Annotated in this window: 18 protein-coding genes; 4 read left to right on the top strand and 14 right to left on the bottom strand. The window is 61.9% G+C overall.

Going from position 1 to position 16988, the window contains the following annotated elements; genetic code table 11:
• Nucleotides 1-183: 183 nt before the first annotated feature.
• The 6 genes from GNP00_RS16010 to GNP00_RS15985 all read right to left on the bottom strand — a co-directional run bounded on the left by GNP00_RS16010 (nucleotide 184) and on the right by GNP00_RS15985 (nucleotide 5417).
• The gene (locus GNP00_RS16010) at nucleotides 184-1506 is read right to left on the bottom strand and encodes an MFS transporter (protein ID WP_011582859.1); all 1323 of its coding nucleotides are present in this window, start codon (nucleotides 1504-1506) and stop codon (nucleotides 184-186) included.
• A gap of 42 nt (nucleotides 1507-1548) precedes the next feature.
• Nucleotides 1549-2625 carry an Ldh family oxidoreductase gene (locus tag GNP00_RS16005; protein ID WP_011582860.1) on the bottom strand — a complete coding sequence of 359 codons (1077 nt, stop codon included), beginning with the start codon at nucleotides 2623-2625 and terminating at the stop codon, nucleotides 1549-1551.
• Nucleotides 2622-3095 (bottom strand): MFS transporter, encoded by a 474-nt coding sequence (locus GNP00_RS16000; RefSeq protein ID WP_041544874.1) that lies wholly within the window; start codon nucleotides 3093-3095, stop codon nucleotides 2622-2624. The genes GNP00_RS16005 and GNP00_RS16000 overlap by 4 nt, the downstream gene beginning before the upstream one ends.
• A gap of 160 nt (nucleotides 3096-3255) precedes the next feature.
• Nucleotides 3256-4386 (bottom strand): mandelate racemase/muconate lactonizing enzyme family protein, encoded by a 1131-nt coding sequence (locus GNP00_RS15995; RefSeq protein WP_011582861.1) that lies wholly within the window; start codon nucleotides 4384-4386, stop codon nucleotides 3256-3258.
• 26 nt (nucleotides 4387-4412) lie between these two features.
• Entirely contained in the window at nucleotides 4413-4697 is a 285-nt protein-coding gene (locus tag GNP00_RS15990) for a hypothetical protein (protein ID WP_011582862.1), read from the bottom strand.
• 9 nt (nucleotides 4698-4706) lie between these two features.
• The gene (locus tag GNP00_RS15985; protein WP_011582863.1) at nucleotides 4707-5417 is read right to left on the bottom strand and encodes an FCD domain-containing protein; all 711 of its coding nucleotides are present in this window, start codon (nucleotides 5415-5417) and stop codon (nucleotides 4707-4709) included.
• A 291-nt stretch (nucleotides 5418-5708) separates the two neighbouring features.
• On the opposite strand from GNP00_RS15985, the gene GNP00_RS15980 reads away from it, so the two are divergent.
• A complete protein-coding gene (locus GNP00_RS15980) occupies nucleotides 5709-6155 on the top strand; it encodes a Rid family hydrolase (RefSeq protein WP_246263725.1) in 447 nt (148 codons plus the stop codon).
• Nucleotides 6156-6409: 254 nt separating this feature from the next.
• Here GNP00_RS15980 and GNP00_RS15975 read toward each other — a convergent pair whose 3' ends face one another.
• From GNP00_RS15975 to GNP00_RS15935, 8 genes are all read right to left on the bottom strand, one after another.
• Complete coding sequence (locus tag GNP00_RS15975) at nucleotides 6410-7402, bottom strand: SIS domain-containing protein (RefSeq protein WP_011582865.1); 993 nt, start codon at nucleotides 7400-7402, stop codon at nucleotides 6410-6412.
• A gap of 19 nt (nucleotides 7403-7421) precedes the next feature.
• Entirely contained in the window at nucleotides 7422-8396 is a 975-nt protein-coding gene (locus GNP00_RS15970; RefSeq protein ID WP_011582866.1) for an N-acetylglucosamine kinase, read from the bottom strand.
• A complete protein-coding gene (locus GNP00_RS15965; protein ID WP_011582867.1) occupies nucleotides 8393-9505 on the bottom strand; it encodes an ABC transporter ATP-binding protein in 1113 nt (370 codons plus the stop codon). The genes GNP00_RS15970 and GNP00_RS15965 overlap by 4 nt, the downstream gene beginning before the upstream one ends.
• A 14-nt stretch (nucleotides 9506-9519) precedes the next feature.
• On the bottom strand, nucleotides 9520-10368 hold the full coding sequence (locus tag GNP00_RS15960) for a carbohydrate ABC transporter permease (RefSeq protein ID WP_011582868.1): 849 nt from the start codon (nucleotides 10366-10368) through the stop codon (nucleotides 9520-9522).
• On the bottom strand, nucleotides 10365-11252 hold the full coding sequence (locus GNP00_RS15955; RefSeq protein ID WP_011582869.1) for a carbohydrate ABC transporter permease: 888 nt from the start codon (nucleotides 11250-11252) through the stop codon (nucleotides 10365-10367). Before GNP00_RS15955 ends, GNP00_RS15960 begins: the two co-directional genes overlap by 4 nt.
• Before the next feature lie 55 nt (nucleotides 11253-11307).
• A complete protein-coding gene (locus GNP00_RS15950; protein WP_011582870.1) occupies nucleotides 11308-12573 on the bottom strand; it encodes an ABC transporter substrate-binding protein in 1266 nt (421 codons plus the stop codon).
• A gap of 139 nt (nucleotides 12574-12712) precedes the next feature.
• Nucleotides 12713-13837 (bottom strand): ROK family transcriptional regulator, encoded by a 1125-nt coding sequence (locus tag GNP00_RS15945; protein ID WP_011582871.1) that lies wholly within the window; start codon nucleotides 13835-13837, stop codon nucleotides 12713-12715.
• A 255-nt stretch (nucleotides 13838-14092) separates the two neighbouring features.
• On the bottom strand, nucleotides 14093-14560 hold the full coding sequence (locus tag GNP00_RS15935) for an FtsX-like permease family protein (RefSeq protein ID WP_041544875.1): 468 nt from the start codon (nucleotides 14558-14560) through the stop codon (nucleotides 14093-14095).
• 540 nt (nucleotides 14561-15100) lie between these two features.
• Here GNP00_RS15935 and GNP00_RS15930 point away from each other — a divergent pair.
• From GNP00_RS15930 to GNP00_RS15920, 3 genes are read left to right on the top strand one after another with little or no spacing between them, the layout of a single operon-like run.
• Entirely contained in the window at nucleotides 15101-15799 is a 699-nt protein-coding gene (locus tag GNP00_RS15930) for a fumarylacetoacetate hydrolase family protein (protein WP_011582872.1), read from the top strand.
• Nucleotides 15796-16446 carry a maleylacetoacetate isomerase gene (gene maiA / locus GNP00_RS15925; RefSeq protein ID WP_011582873.1) on the top strand — a complete coding sequence of 217 codons (651 nt, stop codon included), beginning with the start codon at nucleotides 15796-15798 and terminating at the stop codon, nucleotides 16444-16446. Before GNP00_RS15930 ends, maiA begins: the two co-directional genes overlap by 4 nt.
• An 11-nt stretch (nucleotides 16447-16457) precedes the next feature.
• On the top strand, nucleotides 16458-16976 hold the full coding sequence (locus GNP00_RS15920; RefSeq protein WP_011582874.1) for a MarR family winged helix-turn-helix transcriptional regulator: 519 nt from the start codon (nucleotides 16458-16460) through the stop codon (nucleotides 16974-16976).
• Nucleotides 16977-16988 lie beyond the last annotated feature (12 nt).

Here is a 16988-nt window from a genome sequence, read left to right as displayed (position 1 = left end):
GGATGTGGCCGCAAGATAGCACCACATCCTGTTGATTTACACTTCGCACCGCTCGGTTGCGCGGTCCATATTTGCGCGTTCGGGGCCGTTTCCTGGGCGCTGGTCGTCACCCCCTGCAGATCGTATCGCCGGTATGCACGGGGTGCACGAACCGAAGGCGGTCAGACACCTCCTGCCGCGGCTTCAGGTGGAGCCGCGTTCGAAGGATCGCGAGCGGACCGCGAGGATCGCGATCGCGGTTACTGCACAGCACAGCATCAAATAGCCGACGACCAGCGTCGGTTCGCCGCCGCCCCAGCCGACCAGCGCCGAGGCGATGAAAGGCGTCGGACCGGCGATGAGCAGGCTGTTCAGCTCTCGGGTCATGGCGATACCGGAGAACCGGTAGCGAACCGGGAAGAGGTTGGCAAGGAAGGCACCCTGCGCGCTGGCGAGCCCGCCGAAGCCGATGCCGTAGCCGATGCTGAGCGCGAGCGTGGCGAGGACGACGTTCTTCGTATCGAGCATCGCGAACATCGGGAAGGCAAAGAAGAAGACGAAGACCGCGCCGAAGAAATAAACCCGCGCATGGCCGATGCGATCGGCGAGAGCGCCCATCGGCGGCGTCATAATGATGCCTGTAAGCGTCGCGATCATAACCGCGGTCAGTGAGTCGGTGCGGGTCATGCCGAGCGTGTTGGTCATGTAGCTCAAGCTGAAGGCGCTCAGGATGTAGGCGTTGGCGTTGTGGCCGGTGACCGACAGGAAGCCGAACAGCAATTCGCGCGGGCTCTTCGTGATCAACTCGCCGATTGGCACGCGCTGCTCGTGACGTCGCTCTGCCGCTTTCTTCATGGCAGCGACATATTCCGGCGTCTCATCGAGGTTCTTGCGGATGTAGAGCGCCACGCCGAAAAGCAGCGCAGAGATCAGGAAGGGCACGCGCCAAGCCCAGCCGAACAGCGTCTCCTCCGGCAGGTAGGATACGAGCAGGAACATGAGCGTCGCCAGCATGATGCCGACCACCGTCGCCGCCTGGAGGTAAGCGGTGTAATAGGCCTTGCGCTCCGGCGGAACGTATTCGGCAACAAGCGTCACCGCGCCGGCATATTCGGCACCGGCGCCGAAACCCTGGAGCAGGCGCAGCAAAACCAGCAGGGCGGGCGCCCAGAGGCCGACCTGCGCATAGGTCGGCAGCAAGCCCATCGCAACGGTGGTGAGGCCCATCAGCGATATGGTGAAGATCAGCGCCGGCTTGCGGCCGAAGCGGTCACCCATATGCGAGATCAGCACGCCGCCGAGCGGCCGGCTGAAGAAACCGACGGCGAAGGTGGCGAAAGCCGCCAGCACGCCGGCCGATTCCGAGAATTGCGGGAAGAACAGCTTGTTGATGATCAGCCCGGCCGCGGCGCCGTAGAGCGCATAGTCGAACCATTCGATAATCGTGCCGATGGTCGCCGCCGTGACGGCGCGCCGAATGTTGGCCTGCTCGGCGGGGCTCTTCCCCACCGCGATGGACATTGTCATGGGAATTCCTCCAAACGTTATTGTCGTTGATGGTGACCGCCGTCAGGAAACGGCGGCGGGCATGGTGAGGCCGAAGCGGCTCGCGCTTTCGGCAAGACCGGCAACGATGCCGGGAGACAGCAGCACGCCGTCACGGCGCTGGCCTTCGCGGCGGCTAAACGCTTGCGCGCCGGGCAAGTCGACATGGTTGAAGCCGGGGCGCAGTGCCGAGCCATGGCAAAGGTCCACCAGCGCCGCGACTTGACGCTGGAAATCCTCCTCGCCGCCGAAAGCGGCCGGATCGACAACCAGGACGAAGACCGCTGCGCTCCAGCCGTCGTCGCCTTCGGCCCGGCCGCGGCCGCTCAGGCAGCCGGTCAGCAGTTCGACGATGAGTCCGATCGAGAAGCCCTTGTGGCCCGCTTCCAGCCCGCCGAGCGGCAGGATCGTGCCCGGCGGATCGGCGGCAATGATGTTGGGATCGGTCGAGGGTTTGCCCTGCGCATCCATCAGGAAGGGATGCGGCAGCGCCTCACCTCGCTGGCGGTAGGCGGCGACGCCGCCATTGGTCATCAGCGCCGTAGACATGTCGATCAATATCGGCCTGTCGGGCGATGGCGCGCCGAAGGCGATCGGGTTCGAGGTCAGCACCGGCGTGACGCCGCCGAAGGGCGCGACGCTGCTATGGCCAGGATCGGTCAACGTCACCAGAACCATGCAGCCGGCCGCGACCGCCGGCTCCAGATAGGCACCGAGACAGGCGGTGTGGTGGCTTCGCTGGATCGCGACCGCACCCAGGCCGAAGCGCTTCGCCCGGCTCAGCGCCTCGGCGGTAGCGCGCCGCAGCAACCAGGGGCCGGGCAGCTTGCGCCCGTCCCAGGTGAGGCAAGCGCCGAGATCGTTGAGTACCTCGGGATCGCCGTCGAGCGTCATGCCGCCGGCCTCGATGTCGCGCAGATAGAGCGGCAGCAGTGCGAGCCCATGGGTCGATTTGCCGAAGAGGTCGCCCTCGACCAACACCGCGGCGACATCGCTGGCCTTCTCCGCCGGCATCCCGGCGCGTTCGAAAAGCCCCCGCGCGAGTGCTTCGAGATCTTCCGCACGGTATCGGGTAGCTTGGGGGTTTGTCGTCGTACTCATGGCTTCACTGTCTCCCCGATGGCCAGAACAGGAGGACGAGCACCCCGGCCAGCACCATCATGCCGGCGATGACGTTGATCGCGAGCTGGGTGCTGTGCATCTGATCGTCGACCCAGCCGATAAAGGTCGGGCTGAAGATAACTGCCGAGATTGCCCATCGAGTTGATGAGGGCGATGCCGCTTGCCGCCGCGACGCCGCTGAGGAAGGTCGAGGGTGCAGTCCAGAACACCGGGAAAATGGCGAGGATGCCGAGCGTCGCCAGCGAGAGCCCCGCCACGGCGATGGTGAGGTCGTGCGGGAAGGCAGCGCTCACCGCATAGCCGATGCCGCTGGCGATGGCGCAAAGCGCGAGATGCCATTTGCGCTCGCCGCTGCCGTGCAGGGGGGTGAGCCGCCAGTAAACGCGCTTGTATAGCGCGTCTCCGGCCGTGCCCTCGCCCGCCGCGAGAGGCAAGGTCTGCAAAGTCATCGGGTCTCCTCCTCTAGTTTGTGTTCTTCGGGCGCCGGGCGGTTCAAATTGCCCGGCCTCCGTCGATGGTATGCGGCTTCAGCTGCGTTTCGATCCGGGTGAGCGCCGCCCGGTTGACATCTGTCTCCGAGGCGATGGGATCGGCGCGAGTGCACCCATCTTAGGCTCCCGCCTTCAGGGCCGGCGCGGCGCCGTGGCTCTTGCGGTGAACGATGGTTTTCTCCAGCGCCTCCCAATCCCAGTCGATGCCGAGGCCCGGCTGGTCGGAGGGGATCGCCTTGCCGTTCTCGATACGGATCGGCGAAGAGGTCACGAGGTCGAGCTGCGGGATGTATTCGAGCCAGCGGCTGTTCGGCACGGCGCAGCAGAGCGCGAGATGGATCTCCATAAGGAAATGCGGGCAGACCGGCACGTTGAAGGCCTCAGCCATATGCGCGACCTTGAGCCAGGGTGTGATGCCGCCGACGCGGCCGACATCGACCTGAACGATTGAGCAGGCGCCGGCCTCGAGATAGTCCTTGAACTGCGAGACCGAATACATCGACTCGCCAACCGCGATCGGCACCGTTGTCGACTGCGAAAGGCGCCGATGCGCGCCGACATCGTCGGCATGAATCGGCTCCTCGAACCAAGCGACGTCGAGCTTCTCGTAGTGCCGTGCCCGGCGGATCGCCTCGTCGAGCGAAAGGCCCTGATTGGCGTCGGTCATCACCTCCCAGTCCCAGCCGACCGTGTCGCGCACCGCGGAAAGCCGCTTCACGTCCTCGAATACATGCGGACGGCCCACTTTGACTTTGGTGCCGCCGAACCCGCTCTCCTTGGCCTTGAGCGCCTCCTCGACCAGTTCAGACTCCGACATGTGGAGCCAGCCGCCCTCGGTGTAATAGAGGTCGATCGCGTTCTTCGCGCCGCCTGCGAGCCGGTGCAGCGGCAGCCCTGCTTTGCGGGCGCGCAAATCCCAGAGTGCGGTGTCGATCGCGGCGAGCGCGATTGAGGTGATGGCGCCGACCGTCGTTGCATGAACGCGGAAGAACAGGGTCCGCCAGAGCCCTTCAATCTCCTCCGCCTCGCGGCCGATCAGTACCGGGGCAAGATGGTCGTCGATCAGCTTGCAGACCGAGGAGCCGCCTGTGCCGATTGTATAGCTGTAGCCGGTTCCGGTCGCACCGTCCGCATCGGTGATGCGGACCATCGGTGTCTCCTGCAATTCGAAGGCCTGCACCGCGTCGGTGCGCTTTACCTTGGGCTTTAGGTCCGCTTGAAGAACCTCAACGGATACGATCTTGGTCATAATGAATTCGTCCTTTGCTTTGAAAATCAGGCGGCGGCGTGCGTCAGGCGCGCACGCAAGGCCACGTGAGCGATGGCAGCCGCTGTAAGGCTGGCGCCGATGACGTAGCGTTCGGCATTGATCGAGCCAGTCGCGCCCTTGTCCCAGCCGTCGATGGAAGGGCTGGCGAAGCCGACCAGATTGCCGATAGAACCAATGAGCGCGATACCTGCCGCCGAGGGGCCGCCCCCGCCAGGAATATCGGCGGGGGCGGCCAGAAGACCGGCAACGCGGCATAGATGCCAAAGATCGCAATCAGGCAGCAGGCACAAAGCAAGAATCTAACCTTTCACGCCCGAAAGTTCTTCTTGCGATTTTCCTGGCAGGTCCGAATGCCAGCCGCCGTAGCGACGCCATGACATCTGAAGATGCACTTCGACCGCGGCTTGAGCCCCATCTTCGTCGCCCCGGATGATCGCGTCGTAGATGGCGCGGTGCTCGTCGAGCATCGGCGCAATGTCGTGGGGGATGCGGCTGAACAGCCGCGCATGATGCAGATGAGGATGCAGTCCCTTTACCGCCTGGGACAAAATCTCGTTGCCGGCGGCCTCCAGCATGGCGTTGTGGAAGTTCTCGTCGGCACGGCTAATGCCGACATAGTCCCGGTCCTGCCCGCGCGGCGGATTGGCCTCCATCGCCTCGATGCTCTCACGCATTCGCGCGATCGCCGCGGGTTCGCGGCTGCGCGCCAGACGCCGAGCCGCCCACCCCTCGTTAAGGATGCGGAAGTCGCGCAACTGCTCGAACCACTCGCGCGATGGCTCAGGCGCGACCGAAAATCCGGTGAAGGAGGCGAATGCGACCAGGCCCAGCGTGGACAGCCGCGTCAACGCCTCGCGAATGGGAGAGGAACTCACCTCGAACTCACGCGAGAGCGCATCGATGTTAAGCTTCTCGCCCGGGGTGTAGTCGCGGTCGAGAATGCGTTCCATCAGAACGGCGGTGACTTGGTCGACGAGCACGACGCGCGCCAAAACGGGTTTGCGGATCACGATTGTCCTCCTGATCTCATAATCTACGATAAATTATCGATCGTCAAGGATCGATCATAAATCATAAATCGTGCATGATTCTATGAGCGATTGGATGAGCCGATATGGGCCCTTGATATTACTGCCAATTTATCAGACGTCGTTCCATATAGACTCCTGCTATTATCCTAGATATCGTGCGATATGCCGCATGAAAATCAGCAGACATCGCACTAGCGTCCGCCGGTGGCATAATTCAAGTGGAGAGGAGATTTTTGAATGCGAATGTCCCGAATGGCCTTGGGAGTAGCCTTGGCTAGCCTGTTCGCGCCGAGCGTAGAGGCGCTTGAAGTTGAACGACACACTTACTCCGAGTGGACGCGCACGAGGTTTTCCGAGTCTGTAACCGTGAAAGGACCCGGCAAGTTTATTTTCCTGGCCGGTGTCGGGGCGGAGGACCATACCGAAACCGAGGACAAGAGCGCGGCTATCCTGCATCTCGGCGATCCATACAAGCAGTGCGTCTACGCATATGAGAAGATCAAGACGAAGTTGGCCGACCAGGGTGCGACGCTTGCCGACGTCGTTAAGCAAGTCGTTTACGTCAACGATATTCGTTATCAAGGACCTGTGGCGCAATGCCGGAGGGAGGCATACGGGGACATGCCTATTCCTGCAAACACATTTCTTGTGGTGAGCGGATTTGCAATTCCCGGAATGCTGCTCGAGATCGACGTAACTGCGGTAGTTCCGGAATAGGGCCTGCAAACTGAGGCAGAGCAATACTCTGCCTCATCTTCTTGAACCGTACGAATGGCATTACGGCCAGCGGCCGATGAAATGCCGCACCTACAGGTCGGATGCATGGCCGCCCCAACCAGCAAATGCAAACGCTCAATATAACCCGTTGGCAACGGACAGCTGTCCAAACACGGACCCTTTGCCTCCGAGCAGCAGTGCGTCTGCCGTGGGCCGCTGGGCATCTCCTCAAGTGCGTATTGGCGCCCTCGGGATTACGCTGGCACTTTCGTGTCGTTCATGCGGTAACGGAACTTGGTATCGGTGAGGTTAGCCGCGTCCGATAGTTCCGCGGCGAACAGCTGAGGCGCCAGGATGTTCAGGATGCCTTGCGCGATCTGGTTCGACTGCTTCGGAACGGTAATGACGGTCAGCAGATCCCCGTCCTTCACAGAGGCGTCGGTGGTAACGAGCAGGACGGGACATCCGATTTTCTCCACCTGGTGCGCCAGCTCGATTTCCCGACCATCGCCGAAGATGACCACGCCGGTGGTCCCATCCATAGATTCGAGCGGACCGTGGAGATAATGGCGTGTATCGTAGGCCGATGCGGGAATGCGTGCCGCCTCCCTGATCAGCAGCGATGCTCCGTCGGCGGTGCCCAGCGATGCGCCTGCCCCGACGCAGTCGATGGCGCGGCGCTGATGAAACAGTTCGCGCAGCCGCTTCATCTTTACGGATGCGTTGGCGAGCATCTCCCGCGCGAGTTCAGGGATCGACGCGAAGTCGCCGCGAGCTCCTCCGGTCATCTTCTCAAACGCCATACCCATAGCCAAAAGCGTTGCAGTGTAGCCCGTGCTCGATGGGGTCGCGTCCGAGCCGTTGTTCAACGTGAGATGCAGGTCGGAAGCCCGCGCCAGCGGGCTCGCCGGATCATTTGTGATCGCCAGGCGCTTTGCAGATGCAAGCTTCTCATGCGCCAGGACCGTCTCGACGCTGCGGCCGCGATGGGACAGGCCCACAAGCGCGTCGACCAGGTTACGCCCTTCGGCCATATCGCAGGCGCGGATCGCGAAGGCACGTCGCCGCTGCGCTTGCAGCTCGCCGGCGCCAACCACCGCCGCGGCAAAGCTGGCGCCGATGCCCGTAATTCCGATCACCGGCCTGTCGAGCGACGCCAGATCCATCCCGGCAAGCTGCTCGCTAGCGGCTGCATAGGTGTCGGCCAGCGCTTCGGGCTGGCGGGCTATCGTGGAACGGTAACTCATCGGATTTCCTTCTTTTTGGTCAGGTTCGCGCCGTGGCCGGGTAGGAGTTCCGCCGGCCGGGCAAAGAATTAGAAAGCATCGCGGCGAGACGGCATGCCCCCTCAACCGGGCTCCCGCGAAACAGTTGCGGCGTAATGCGCGCGCAGGACGCCTCGGTGAGCGCTTCGGAGAATGCCTTCCACAAAGAGGGCTGGGCAACGATAACGCTACCGCCTGCCACGGCATAAGCCGCCTGGGCGCCGCGCGCATCGAGATGCATGACGAGTCTCGCCAGTTCGCGCCCTCCCTCCTCGATGACATTCCGAGCAAGCGAAGACCCGCGCGCCGCTGCGTCGAAGACTGCCTCGGCGTGCGCGCCGACTGCGGCGGGTCCGCCGAGGGTCGCGACGACGCTGCCCAGCCGCGGAAGCGACGGGACCGAGAGGCTTTCCATCAGCGCCACAGCAAGCGGTTCGTCCGCTTCCCCGCCCGCATCGAGATGCCGGGCGACCGCACGGACGGCGTCGCGCACGAGGCCGGCCGCGCTGCCCTCGTCGCCGACGAGCCATCCCCAGCCACCAGCGGACATCATACGCTTGCCCAGCGGACGGCACACGGCGATCGAGCCGGTCCCCGCGACCACACCTATCTGGCCCGCGAGGCCGAGGGCGAGCGGCATAAGCTCAGCGTCGTTGACGACGGAGACAGGAATGTCGGTCAGCGCTGAGAAGGCGGTCTCGAACGCCCTGCACTCCTCGTCGTCGTCGCATCCGTGCGCGCCGATGCCGATGGCACTGATGGGCCGCCCTGCCGCAAGCTCCGACACCAGCTCGAACAGGCAGAGGGCGTCGCCATTCCAGCTCCGCGTCCGCCACTGACTGCTGGGGAGGATGCGCTCCCCCGCATTGCCTGCATTGGGCGCATCGGCGTATTCGGCGCGCAGGTGAGTCTTCGTCCCGCCAATGTCGATGCCGATAATCAGCGGGCTCTCCGAGTCCTTGCCTTGGGAGATCATGCGCTGGTTCCGGTCGCACCGCGCATCCGCGCGCCGTCGGGAGAGAAAAGAAGCGCCCGATCGAGATCTCCCGTCAGGACCGCGGTATCGGTCATCTTTGCCGCATCGCGGCCAGCGCGCGCGATGACCCTGGTGCCGTCCGCCAGATCCAGGTGGACGTAGGATTCCGCCCCGAGCTCCTCGCAGAAAACGACGCGGCCTTCCAGCCGCAGCGCGCCATTGGCGGGCGTCGTTCCGGACACCATGCGCAAATGTTCGGGGCGCAGTCCGATCTCTACGTTCTCGACATCGCGCGGCAGCGTGGCCTGGATGCTCGCGGCGCCCTGACCTCCAATGCCTCCGAGCTTCAGGACCTGTCCGTCGGAACCCGCGATCCGCGCAGGCAGGAAGTTCATCTTGGGCGAACCGACAAAGCCGGCGACGAAGCGGTTATCCGGATTGTCGTAGAGGTCGAGAGGAGCGCCGGCTTGCTGGATGCGCCCGGCATGCATGACTACCATCTTATCGGCGAGGGTCATGGCCTCCACCTGATCATGCGTCACATAGATCATCGTGGTGCCCAGGCGCCGGTGCAGCTCCATCAGCTCGGCGCGCATCTGGACACGCAATTCGGCATCCAGGTTGGAAAGCGGCTCATCGAAGAGGAATACGCGCGGTTCCCGCACTATCGCCCGGCCGATTGCCACCCGCTGCTTCTGCCCTCCAGATAGCTGGGCCGGCTTGCGGTCGAGCAGCTGCTCAAGGCGCAGGATTGCCGCCGCCTTCTCCACCCGTTCATGGATGAGCGCCTTCGGGCTTCCCGCCATACGCAGGCCGAAGGACATGTTCTGGAACACGGTCATGTGCGGGTAAAGCGCATAGGACTGGAACACCATCGCGGTGCCGCGCTTGGCGGGCTCGACGTCATTGACCACCTCGCCGCCGATGGAAATCGTGCCGGAGGTCGGATCCTCGAGACCAGTGATCATTCTGAGAAGCGTCGATTTTCCGCAGCCCGAAGGTCCCACGAAGACGACGAACTCGCCCTCTTCGATCGAAAGGCTCACGTCCTTCAGCACGTTCACTGACCCGAAGGATTTCGTGACAGAGGAAATTTCCAGGAAAGCCATGGGTAAAGGCTCCGTTATCCCTTGGTGCCGGACATCGCGATGCCCTCGACGATCTTCCGCTGGAAGATCAGGAAGAAGAGGAGCGGCGGAATGGCGGCGAGGAGGTTGGCGGTCATTACGACGTCGACGGTCTGGTGCGACAGCGGGGCGTTGAAAAGCCCAACGACCTGGCCCACGGTGTACATTTCGGGGCGAGTCGCCACGATCAGGGGCCACATGTAATTGCCCCAGGTCTGCATGAAGGTCAGGATCGCGAGCGTGACCAGCGCGTTGCGGCAGAGCGGAAGCGCAACGTGCCAGTAGATCTGGAAGTGACTGGCGCCGTCGAGCCGAGCCGCCTCGATCATGTCGCGGGGGATCGCGCCCATAAACTGCACCAGCATGAACAGGCCAAAGGCCGAGGCCAGGCCCGGCACGACCAGGCCCTGCATCGTGTTCAGCCATCCGAGCGACGAGGTCAACAAATAGGTCGGGATGATCGTTACCGCGGTCGGCACCATGAGCGACAGCATGATAACAGCGAAGAGGACCCGCTTCCCGCGGAACTCGAACAACGCGAATTCGAACGCCGCGAGAGAGCCGATCAGGAGGACGCCGAAGATCGTCAGTGCCGCGTAGAGCAGCGACACGCCGTAAGCCCTTAAATATCCGGTCTCCGCGAAGATCATCTGGATCTTCTCGATCCCGGCCGCGATCGATGTCGGCCACAGCCGCGGATTGATTGAGACCGGCTCGCCGGGCAGCGAGAACACGACGTTGATCATCCACCAGACCGGGAAGACCGCAATGATTGCGACCAGGATGGCGAGCGCCCATTTGAGGACGGTCCAGACGGTGAGGCGAGGACGGGAAGGAGCGGTCATGAGCGCCTCCACTTGCGAACCGCGAAGGAGGCCAGCGTGAGAAGGATGATCGCGACGGTCAGCAGGAAGCCATATGCTGCCGCCTCCCCAAAGTGGACCTCCCCGAAGGCGCGCCCCATCATGTCCATCACGGGGAAGAGCAGCGCGCCGCGGCGGCCGCCATATTCGGCAAAGGACGAGCCGGTAAGTAGCCACGGCTTGTCGAAAACCTGCATGGCCGAGATGATGCTGTAGGTGATCACGAAGAACATGACCGGGCCCAGCATCGGCACTGTGATATGGACGATCTGCTGCCACTTGTTGGCGCCGTCAAGCCGGGCAGCTTCATAGAGTTCGCCCGGTATGTTCTTCAAGCCGGCCAGGAAGATGACCATGTTGAAGCCGGCCGAAACCCAGACATCGACGGCGATGAGCGCGTAGATCATCGAGTCGGTGTCGTTCAGAAAGTTTATAGACGGGATGCCGAACCAGCCGAGGATCATGTTGAGAAGGCCGAAGTTCGGAGCGTAGATCCAGCGCCAGATCGTCGCCGCCAGAAAGGCGGGCAGTACCACCGGGACGAAATACGCGTTGCGGAAGAAGCTCGCCCAACGCCCGGTAAAGCTGTCGACCAGCAGGGCGAGCCCGAAAGCCACGAGGATGCCAAGTGGAACCGTGATCGATATGTAAGTCGCGAGATTTCCCATCGCGCGACCGAAATCGCGCGATCCGAGAAGCTTCTCGTAATTTGCAAGCCCGATGAAACGCGGTGCGTCGACCCCGTTCCAGTCGTGAAAGCTGTAGTAGAAGCCGCTCACGATCGGATACAGGAAGAAGGCCACGAACAGCACAACGAAGGGTGCGATCATCAGGTATTGCGGCAGGTGCCTGCGCAAGGAGGGCATCGTCTTTCCTTGAGGATGGGCGGCCGGGCGTGCCCGGCCGCGTCAGCGCCGCCTCTTATTCGGCCAAGCAGTCGTTCAGTTCCGCGATCATCTCCTTTGCGCCTTCCTCGGGCGTATAGTCTCCGTCAGCTGTGGCGGAAACGTAATCGACGACCGTTGAGGAGTAGCAGCTCGGAGCGGCCTTCACGAGATAGGGAGGCATTACGTCCATGGCGTATTTAACGGCCTCCACCGACTTGGAGATCAGTGGTAGCGCCGACACTTCCGGATCGTTCATGGCCGCGACATTCGAGTTGAAGCGAGACAGGAGCTTCGCCCAGCGCGCCATCTGTTCCTTCTCGGTCACGTAGGAAGCGAACTCCCAGGCGATGTCGAAGTTCTCGCCTGGAGCCACGCCGATTATCTCGTAATTCTGTATGCCGCCGTGCTTATCGGGCGTATCGCCGGGGATGAGGACGAAGTCATACTTCAGCTTACCGTTCTTGCTGGCTTCCTCATAGGTCGGGTTGACCCACGGTCCCACGGTGTGGAAGGCGAGATTGTCGGTGATGAACAGGTCCTTTGTGGCCTGGTCGTTGCGGCTCGTTCCGGAGGTAAGCGGCGCCATGTCCACGAATTTTTGGAGAACCTCGGCCATAACGTCCGGATCGATTCGTGTGGTGCGGGTTTCCCAGTCGATACCCCAGGTGCTGACGTCGCCCGAGATCGCGTACATCTCGGCGATGGAGTTGAAGATAAGCGCCTGGTCGGGAATGGCGTACATCCCCGCTTCTTTGACCTTCTTCATCTGGTCCAGCCATTCCGCCCAGGTTGCCGGCGGCACTGACGGATCGATGCCCGCCTTCTCGAGAACGGTCAGGTTGCGAAAGAGGAGTGAGCCGTAGCCGGTATAGGGCAGGCAGTACATCTTGCCTGGCTCAGGCGTGCAATTCTTAATTGCGCTTTCGTCGAACTGGCTGCGGTATTCCTCCGGCATGGCCATCCACTTGTCATGGATGTTGGCCAGCGCGCCTACTTCGACCAGTTGGGCGCCGGTGCCGATGCCATTCATGAAGACGTCCGGAATGTTGCCGCTCGCCGCGCCGGCGATCTGCCCCGCCGTAAGGTCCGCGTCGCCTTTGCCGACGATGTTGATCTTTACACCGGGATGCTTGGCGGTGAACTCGCTGATGAATTGCTGCTGAAGCGCCAGCGCGTCTCCCTGCGCGAAATCTGAATAAACCCAGTATTCCAGCGTGACGTCCTGAGCTGCCGCTATCCCGGTCCAGCCGACCGCGATCAGTGCCGAGACGCTACCCAGAAATTTGCTGCACATGGCCATTTACTCCTCCTTTTGGAAACGCCCGCACATAGGTTCCTCTGGGGCCGTTGTTCTATGTTAGGCACCTTAACAAATAAAATCTGGCGGCAAGAGTCAATGGCAAATGCGCTCGGTCGCCGAACGCGTATTGAAGGCAGGGCTAGATTTGGCCGAGCAGGCGCGAGAGTGCTTGTTCGGTCGCGAGCTTCTCGATGCCGAGCACGGTTGCATCGACACCTAGCAAGGTGGTTGCGACCTCGACGGGATATGTCAAGCGACCCACCACCTCCTGCACTTTGGGAAGCAGCAGCGGCGAGGCGCCCATGCCGCCGCCCAAGACCACCAACCCGGGATCGACCACGCTCACGCAGGTCGCCACCAGGGCGCCAATATCAGCAGCGTGTTGCTCCACGTGTTCAATTGCGGCCGTATTTCCCTGTTCCGCGAGGGCCAATAATTCGTTCGTGGTTGCGGGCGGCTCCCCGCAGGCTCGGGGCCAATGGGCACGGACGCGCGCGATCAGCGATTCCGTACCGAGATAGCGTTCCACGGCACCCGCCTCGGGAAAGAGGCCCGGGCCGAAGGGGAAGCTCACATGTCCGATTTCGCCGGCAGATCCGGTCGCGCCGGCAATTAGTTTTCCGCCAAGCACCAGCCCCATACCGATCTTGAGGCCTATCTGGACGTAGGCAAAGGTATCACGACCTCGTGCTGCTCCGAATTGACGTTCGGCCACGGCTGCGCAATTAACGTTGTTGACCAACAGCACATCAATCCCAGCGGGTGGTTCGAATTCGCTGAAGATCATGTTCTGGTTCGTGCTGATCGCGTCGCCTTCCGCACCAACCACTCGGGTCGGTATAGCGATACCGAGGGCGCGTAGAGGTCCCCAGTCTCGATCATTCTCCGCGATCGCCGCGGCCACTTCCTGTGCAACTGTCCGGCTGATCTCGGGAGTGAGCGCGAACTGGCTGCCTGAGAGGCTGCAAACCCTGCTTTGCAGCAGCCTTCCGTCCAGCGTTGCGACCCGCAGGCGCACGTGGGTTGAGCCAGCATCTACCGCAATTACGTGCCCAGCCTTGCGGCCGACCCGGTACTGCGCAGCGCTACGACCAAGCGTCCCCTGCACCGCGCCCGTCAGATCCACATAGCCGAGCCTTTCCAGTTCCGCGACCGCGGCCGACATCGTTGGACGCGAAAGGCCAAGCGCAGCACCGATCTGAGGACGTGTGGAAGGCCCCTCATAGGCGAGACGTCGAAGGACAGCCTTCGCACTTTCCGTCATCGAAGGAAGCTGCTTTGGAACTACTTTATGCACGCGCGCACCATTTTGTTGCTTCAATTAACTTTCGCATTCTTGCCGGGTTTCGTAAAGACAACACCTCCTCACAGTCGCCCACAGGTATGCTGCGGGCCGACATCGCCGTTTTTGCCCGCACCGGCACGGGGATATCACCTGCTGCCAAACGGTCCAGAGCTTTCAATCGCTTTCTCGACCGCGCTGTTGAGTGTGTTGTCGCCGGCAGCGATGCGGCTCGACCTATTGTCCAGCGTGGTTGCGCCGCCGGTGACGATGTTGCTCCACCGGATTGATGCTCTGATCGCGTGCCAACGCCACCACGGGATCGAGTTTTGACGCATTGCGGGCGGGGATGAAGCCGAAGCCGATGCCGATCAGGCTGGAGCACAAAAGTGCCACGACAATGGAAGGCGGCGAGTAGATAAGTTGAAACATGGAAGTGAACTGAGCAAACAGCGCCCCGAACCCGGCGGCAATCAAGATACCGATCAAGCCACCGATGAGACAGACCAGCACAGCTTCGATGAGGAATTGTTGCAAGATGTCGCTTTGACGCGCGCCGATGGCCATGCGCGCACCGGTCTCGCCCGCTATGGAGGATGGGGCAAGGGCCGCCATTGTGGCCTGAATGGTTTTCTGAAAACTATTGGTGTTGAAGATGACGAAGTCCTGCTCGCCGTGGCGCTCCGTCAGGAAAGCCGTCACCATCTTTCAGCTTCGGCGGGGTTCATCGTATCATTGACACGCACAATGATGGAATCCAGCGAGCGCGATCCCGTCATCCGCGTCTGCAGGTTGTATATGGCAGGAACAATTCGAGGTTTTGCGCCCTTCCGAGCCTTGTTCCCCCGCCTTGACGACACCGATGATGCGCATGGGCACGTCACCTAGAAGCACCACCTTGCCGATCACCGAACCATATTCGTGCGGGAAGAGGGTCCGTTTCGCGTTCTCATCGTCACGGCTTCTTCGCACGAGACATAATTGGTTTGGAAGCCGGGCCAACTTGTTGGCCGGGCGAGGGGCCGTGATGAGGTGAATTCGGTTGATTTAATCAGTATGGTGCGCATAATACCGATAAATTGCCAGGAGAAGGAGGAGCTCGTGGATCGGCTGTGGGCAGGAGACCGTGCGCGCTCGGAAGCTGCCGTCCAAATGGCTCTAGAGCAGGTCCATACTCCTGGTACGGGACTGCCGGACTGATGCCACACAAGAATTTCCAACCCTAAATCGATACGAGAGTGAACCATGAATTATGTTTTCCCGCCCCACCCGGTTCCGAGCGTCGCCGTTCAAGGAGAGAGCGAGCGCTTTCCGGTGCGCCGTATTTTCTGCGTCGGGCGCAATTACGAAGAGCATGCGCGTGAGATGGGAAAGGACCCGACGCGTGAGCTGCCCTTCTTCTTCACAAAGCCTGCAGATGCCATTGTCGAAGACGGGGCGGTCGTTCCCTATCCGCCGCTGACCTCGAATTTTCATCACGAAGGGGAACTGGTGCTTGCGATCGGCAAGGCCGGGTTTAATGTTTCCGAAGCCGAGAGTTGGGACCTCATCTGGGGATACGCCATCGGCAATGACCTGACGCGCAGAGATCTTCAATTCGAGGCACGCGACAACGGCCGGCCGTGGGACTGGGGTAAGGCGTTCGACAATTCGGCGGTGTGCGGCCCGATCCACCGGGCATCGGAAATAGGGCGACTGGAGAAGGGCGCAATTCAGCTCACAGTCAACCAAACGGTCCGGCAAAAGGCAGACCTGGCCGACCTGATCTGGTCGGTGCCGGAGATCGTATCGATCCTCTCGCGTTCCGTGCGGGTTGCCCCCGGCGATCTTGTCTACACGGGAACGCCCGCGGGCGTCGGGCCGCTCGTCCCGGGTGATGTTTGCGTTGTCGAGATTGACGGGCTCGGCAAGCTGACGACGACAATCGCGGAAAGAGCGTCATGACGCGGATTGTCCTTCACAATTACTTTCGCTCCTCGACATCCACCAGACTTCGCGCGGCCCTCAATCTCAAGGCATTGGCGTTCGAATATGTGGCGCATCATCTCAGGAAGGGCGAGCATCGGGGGGCCAGCTACCTTGCCATAAATCCGCAGGGGCTGGTGCCCTCCCTTGTTCTCGAGGATGGGACCGTCCTGACGCAATCTCTCGCGATCATCGAATATCTTGAGGAGGTTCATCCAACACCGCCCCTCTTGCCTGCGTCGGCTGTGGAGCGTGCCCGCGTTCGGGCGCTTGCGCATGCCATCGCGCTCGACATCCATCCGGTCAACAATCTGCGGATACTGAATTATTTGAAGTCTGCCTTTAGCGCCTCGGACGAGGCGGTTACAGAGTGGTTCGGGCACTGGGTCGCCGAGACTTTCAAGCCGCTGGAAGACATGCTGGCCGCCGATCCGAGGACAGGCCGGTTCTGCCACGGCGACACGCCCGGGCTGGCCGATATCTGTCTCTACGCGCAGGTGCTGAACAACAGGCGCTTCGGAGTGGACATGTCGCCATATCCAACGATTGCGCGCATCTTCGAAGCATGTGCGGCAGTGCCGGCGCTGGCGGCCGCTGCGCCGGACAGGCAGCCCGACTCCGAGTGAAGGAGGACACGATGAGCAAATCGACGCTGCAAAGCGACGAAGGCGCCGAGTGCACCTCCTTTCTGGATATGCCCGGATATCTGCTTCGCAGATGTCACCAGATCGCAGTCGCCATCTTCCTCGAGGAATGCCGCGACTTCGACCTGACACCGCTCCAATACGTCACTTTAGCCGCGCTGGATCGCTTCGGCTCGATGGATCAGGTCACTCTCGGCGGAGTGACCGCACTCGACCGCACGACCATCTTGGGTGTGCTCAGGAAGCTGGAGGAGCGGGCGCTTATAACGCGCACGACCTCGGACAAGGACAAGCGCGCCAACATCGTAGCCATTACCGAAGACGGTCGGCGGACTGCACGTGCCGCATTGCCCAATATCCAGGAGGTGCAAAAGGCCATTCTATCGCCGCTCAACGGTCACGAGCGCGCACGATTGTTGAAGCTGCTGAAAAAGCTGGCGGACGGCAACAACGGCCTCAGCCGTGCACCTTATCGCCTGCCGTCGCTGCGTGCAGTGTCGACGCGGGAGTGAGAGGAGATGGAG

The sequence above is a fragment of the Chelativorans multitrophicus genome (assembly GCF_011317445.1).
Taxonomy (GTDB): Bacteria; Pseudomonadota; Alphaproteobacteria; order Rhizobiales; family Rhizobiaceae; genus Chelativorans; species Chelativorans multitrophicus.
The sequence above is the reverse complement of the archived record's forward strand: the minus strand, read 5'-3'. Positions and strand labels throughout refer to the sequence as shown.

Excerpts from the sequence above, each read along its gene's own strand:
- GNP00_RS15920 (WP_011582874.1), top strand. The coding sequence starts at position 16,458 with ATGAGCAAATCGACGCTGCAAAGCGACGAAGGCGCCGAGTGCACCTCC.
- GNP00_RS15970 (WP_011582866.1), bottom strand. The coding sequence starts at position 8,396 with ATGATCTCCCAAGGCAAGGACTCGGAGAGCCCGCTGATTATCGGCATC.
- GNP00_RS15975 (WP_011582865.1), bottom strand. The coding sequence starts at position 7,402 with ATGAGTTACCGTTCCACGATAGCCCGCCAGCCCGAAGCGCTGGCCGAC.
- GNP00_RS16000 (WP_041544874.1), bottom strand. The coding sequence starts at position 3,095 with ATGACTTTGCAGACCTTGCCTCTCGCGGCGGGCGAGGGCACGGCCGGA.
- maiA (WP_011582873.1), top strand. The coding sequence starts at position 15,796 with ATGACGCGGATTGTCCTTCACAATTACTTTCGCTCCTCGACATCCACC.
- GNP00_RS15995 (WP_011582861.1), bottom strand. The coding sequence starts at position 4,386 with ATGACCAAGATCGTATCCGTTGAGGTTCTTCAAGCGGACCTAAAGCCC.
- GNP00_RS15950 (WP_011582870.1), bottom strand. The coding sequence starts at position 12,573 with ATGGCCATGTGCAGCAAATTTCTGGGTAGCGTCTCGGCACTGATCGCG.
- GNP00_RS15960 (WP_011582868.1), bottom strand. The coding sequence starts at position 10,368 with ATGACCGCTCCTTCCCGTCCTCGCCTCACCGTCTGGACCGTCCTCAAA.
- GNP00_RS15965 (WP_011582867.1), bottom strand. The coding sequence starts at position 9,505 with ATGGCTTTCCTGGAAATTTCCTCTGTCACGAAATCCTTCGGGTCAGTG.
- GNP00_RS16005 (WP_011582860.1), bottom strand. The coding sequence starts at position 2,625 with ATGAGTACGACGACAAACCCCCAAGCTACCCGATACCGTGCGGAAGAT.
- GNP00_RS15955 (WP_011582869.1), bottom strand. The coding sequence starts at position 11,252 with ATGCCCTCCTTGCGCAGGCACCTGCCGCAATACCTGATGATCGCACCC.
- GNP00_RS15945 (WP_011582871.1), bottom strand. The coding sequence starts at position 13,837 with ATGACGGAAAGTGCGAAGGCTGTCCTTCGACGTCTCGCCTATGAGGGG.
- GNP00_RS15930 (WP_011582872.1), top strand. The coding sequence starts at position 15,101 with ATGAATTATGTTTTCCCGCCCCACCCGGTTCCGAGCGTCGCCGTTCAA.
- GNP00_RS16010 (WP_011582859.1), bottom strand. The coding sequence starts at position 1,506 with ATGACAATGTCCATCGCGGTGGGGAAGAGCCCCGCCGAGCAGGCCAAC.
- GNP00_RS15935 (WP_041544875.1), bottom strand. The coding sequence starts at position 14,560 with ATGGTGACGGCTTTCCTGACGGAGCGCCACGGCGAGCAGGACTTCGTC.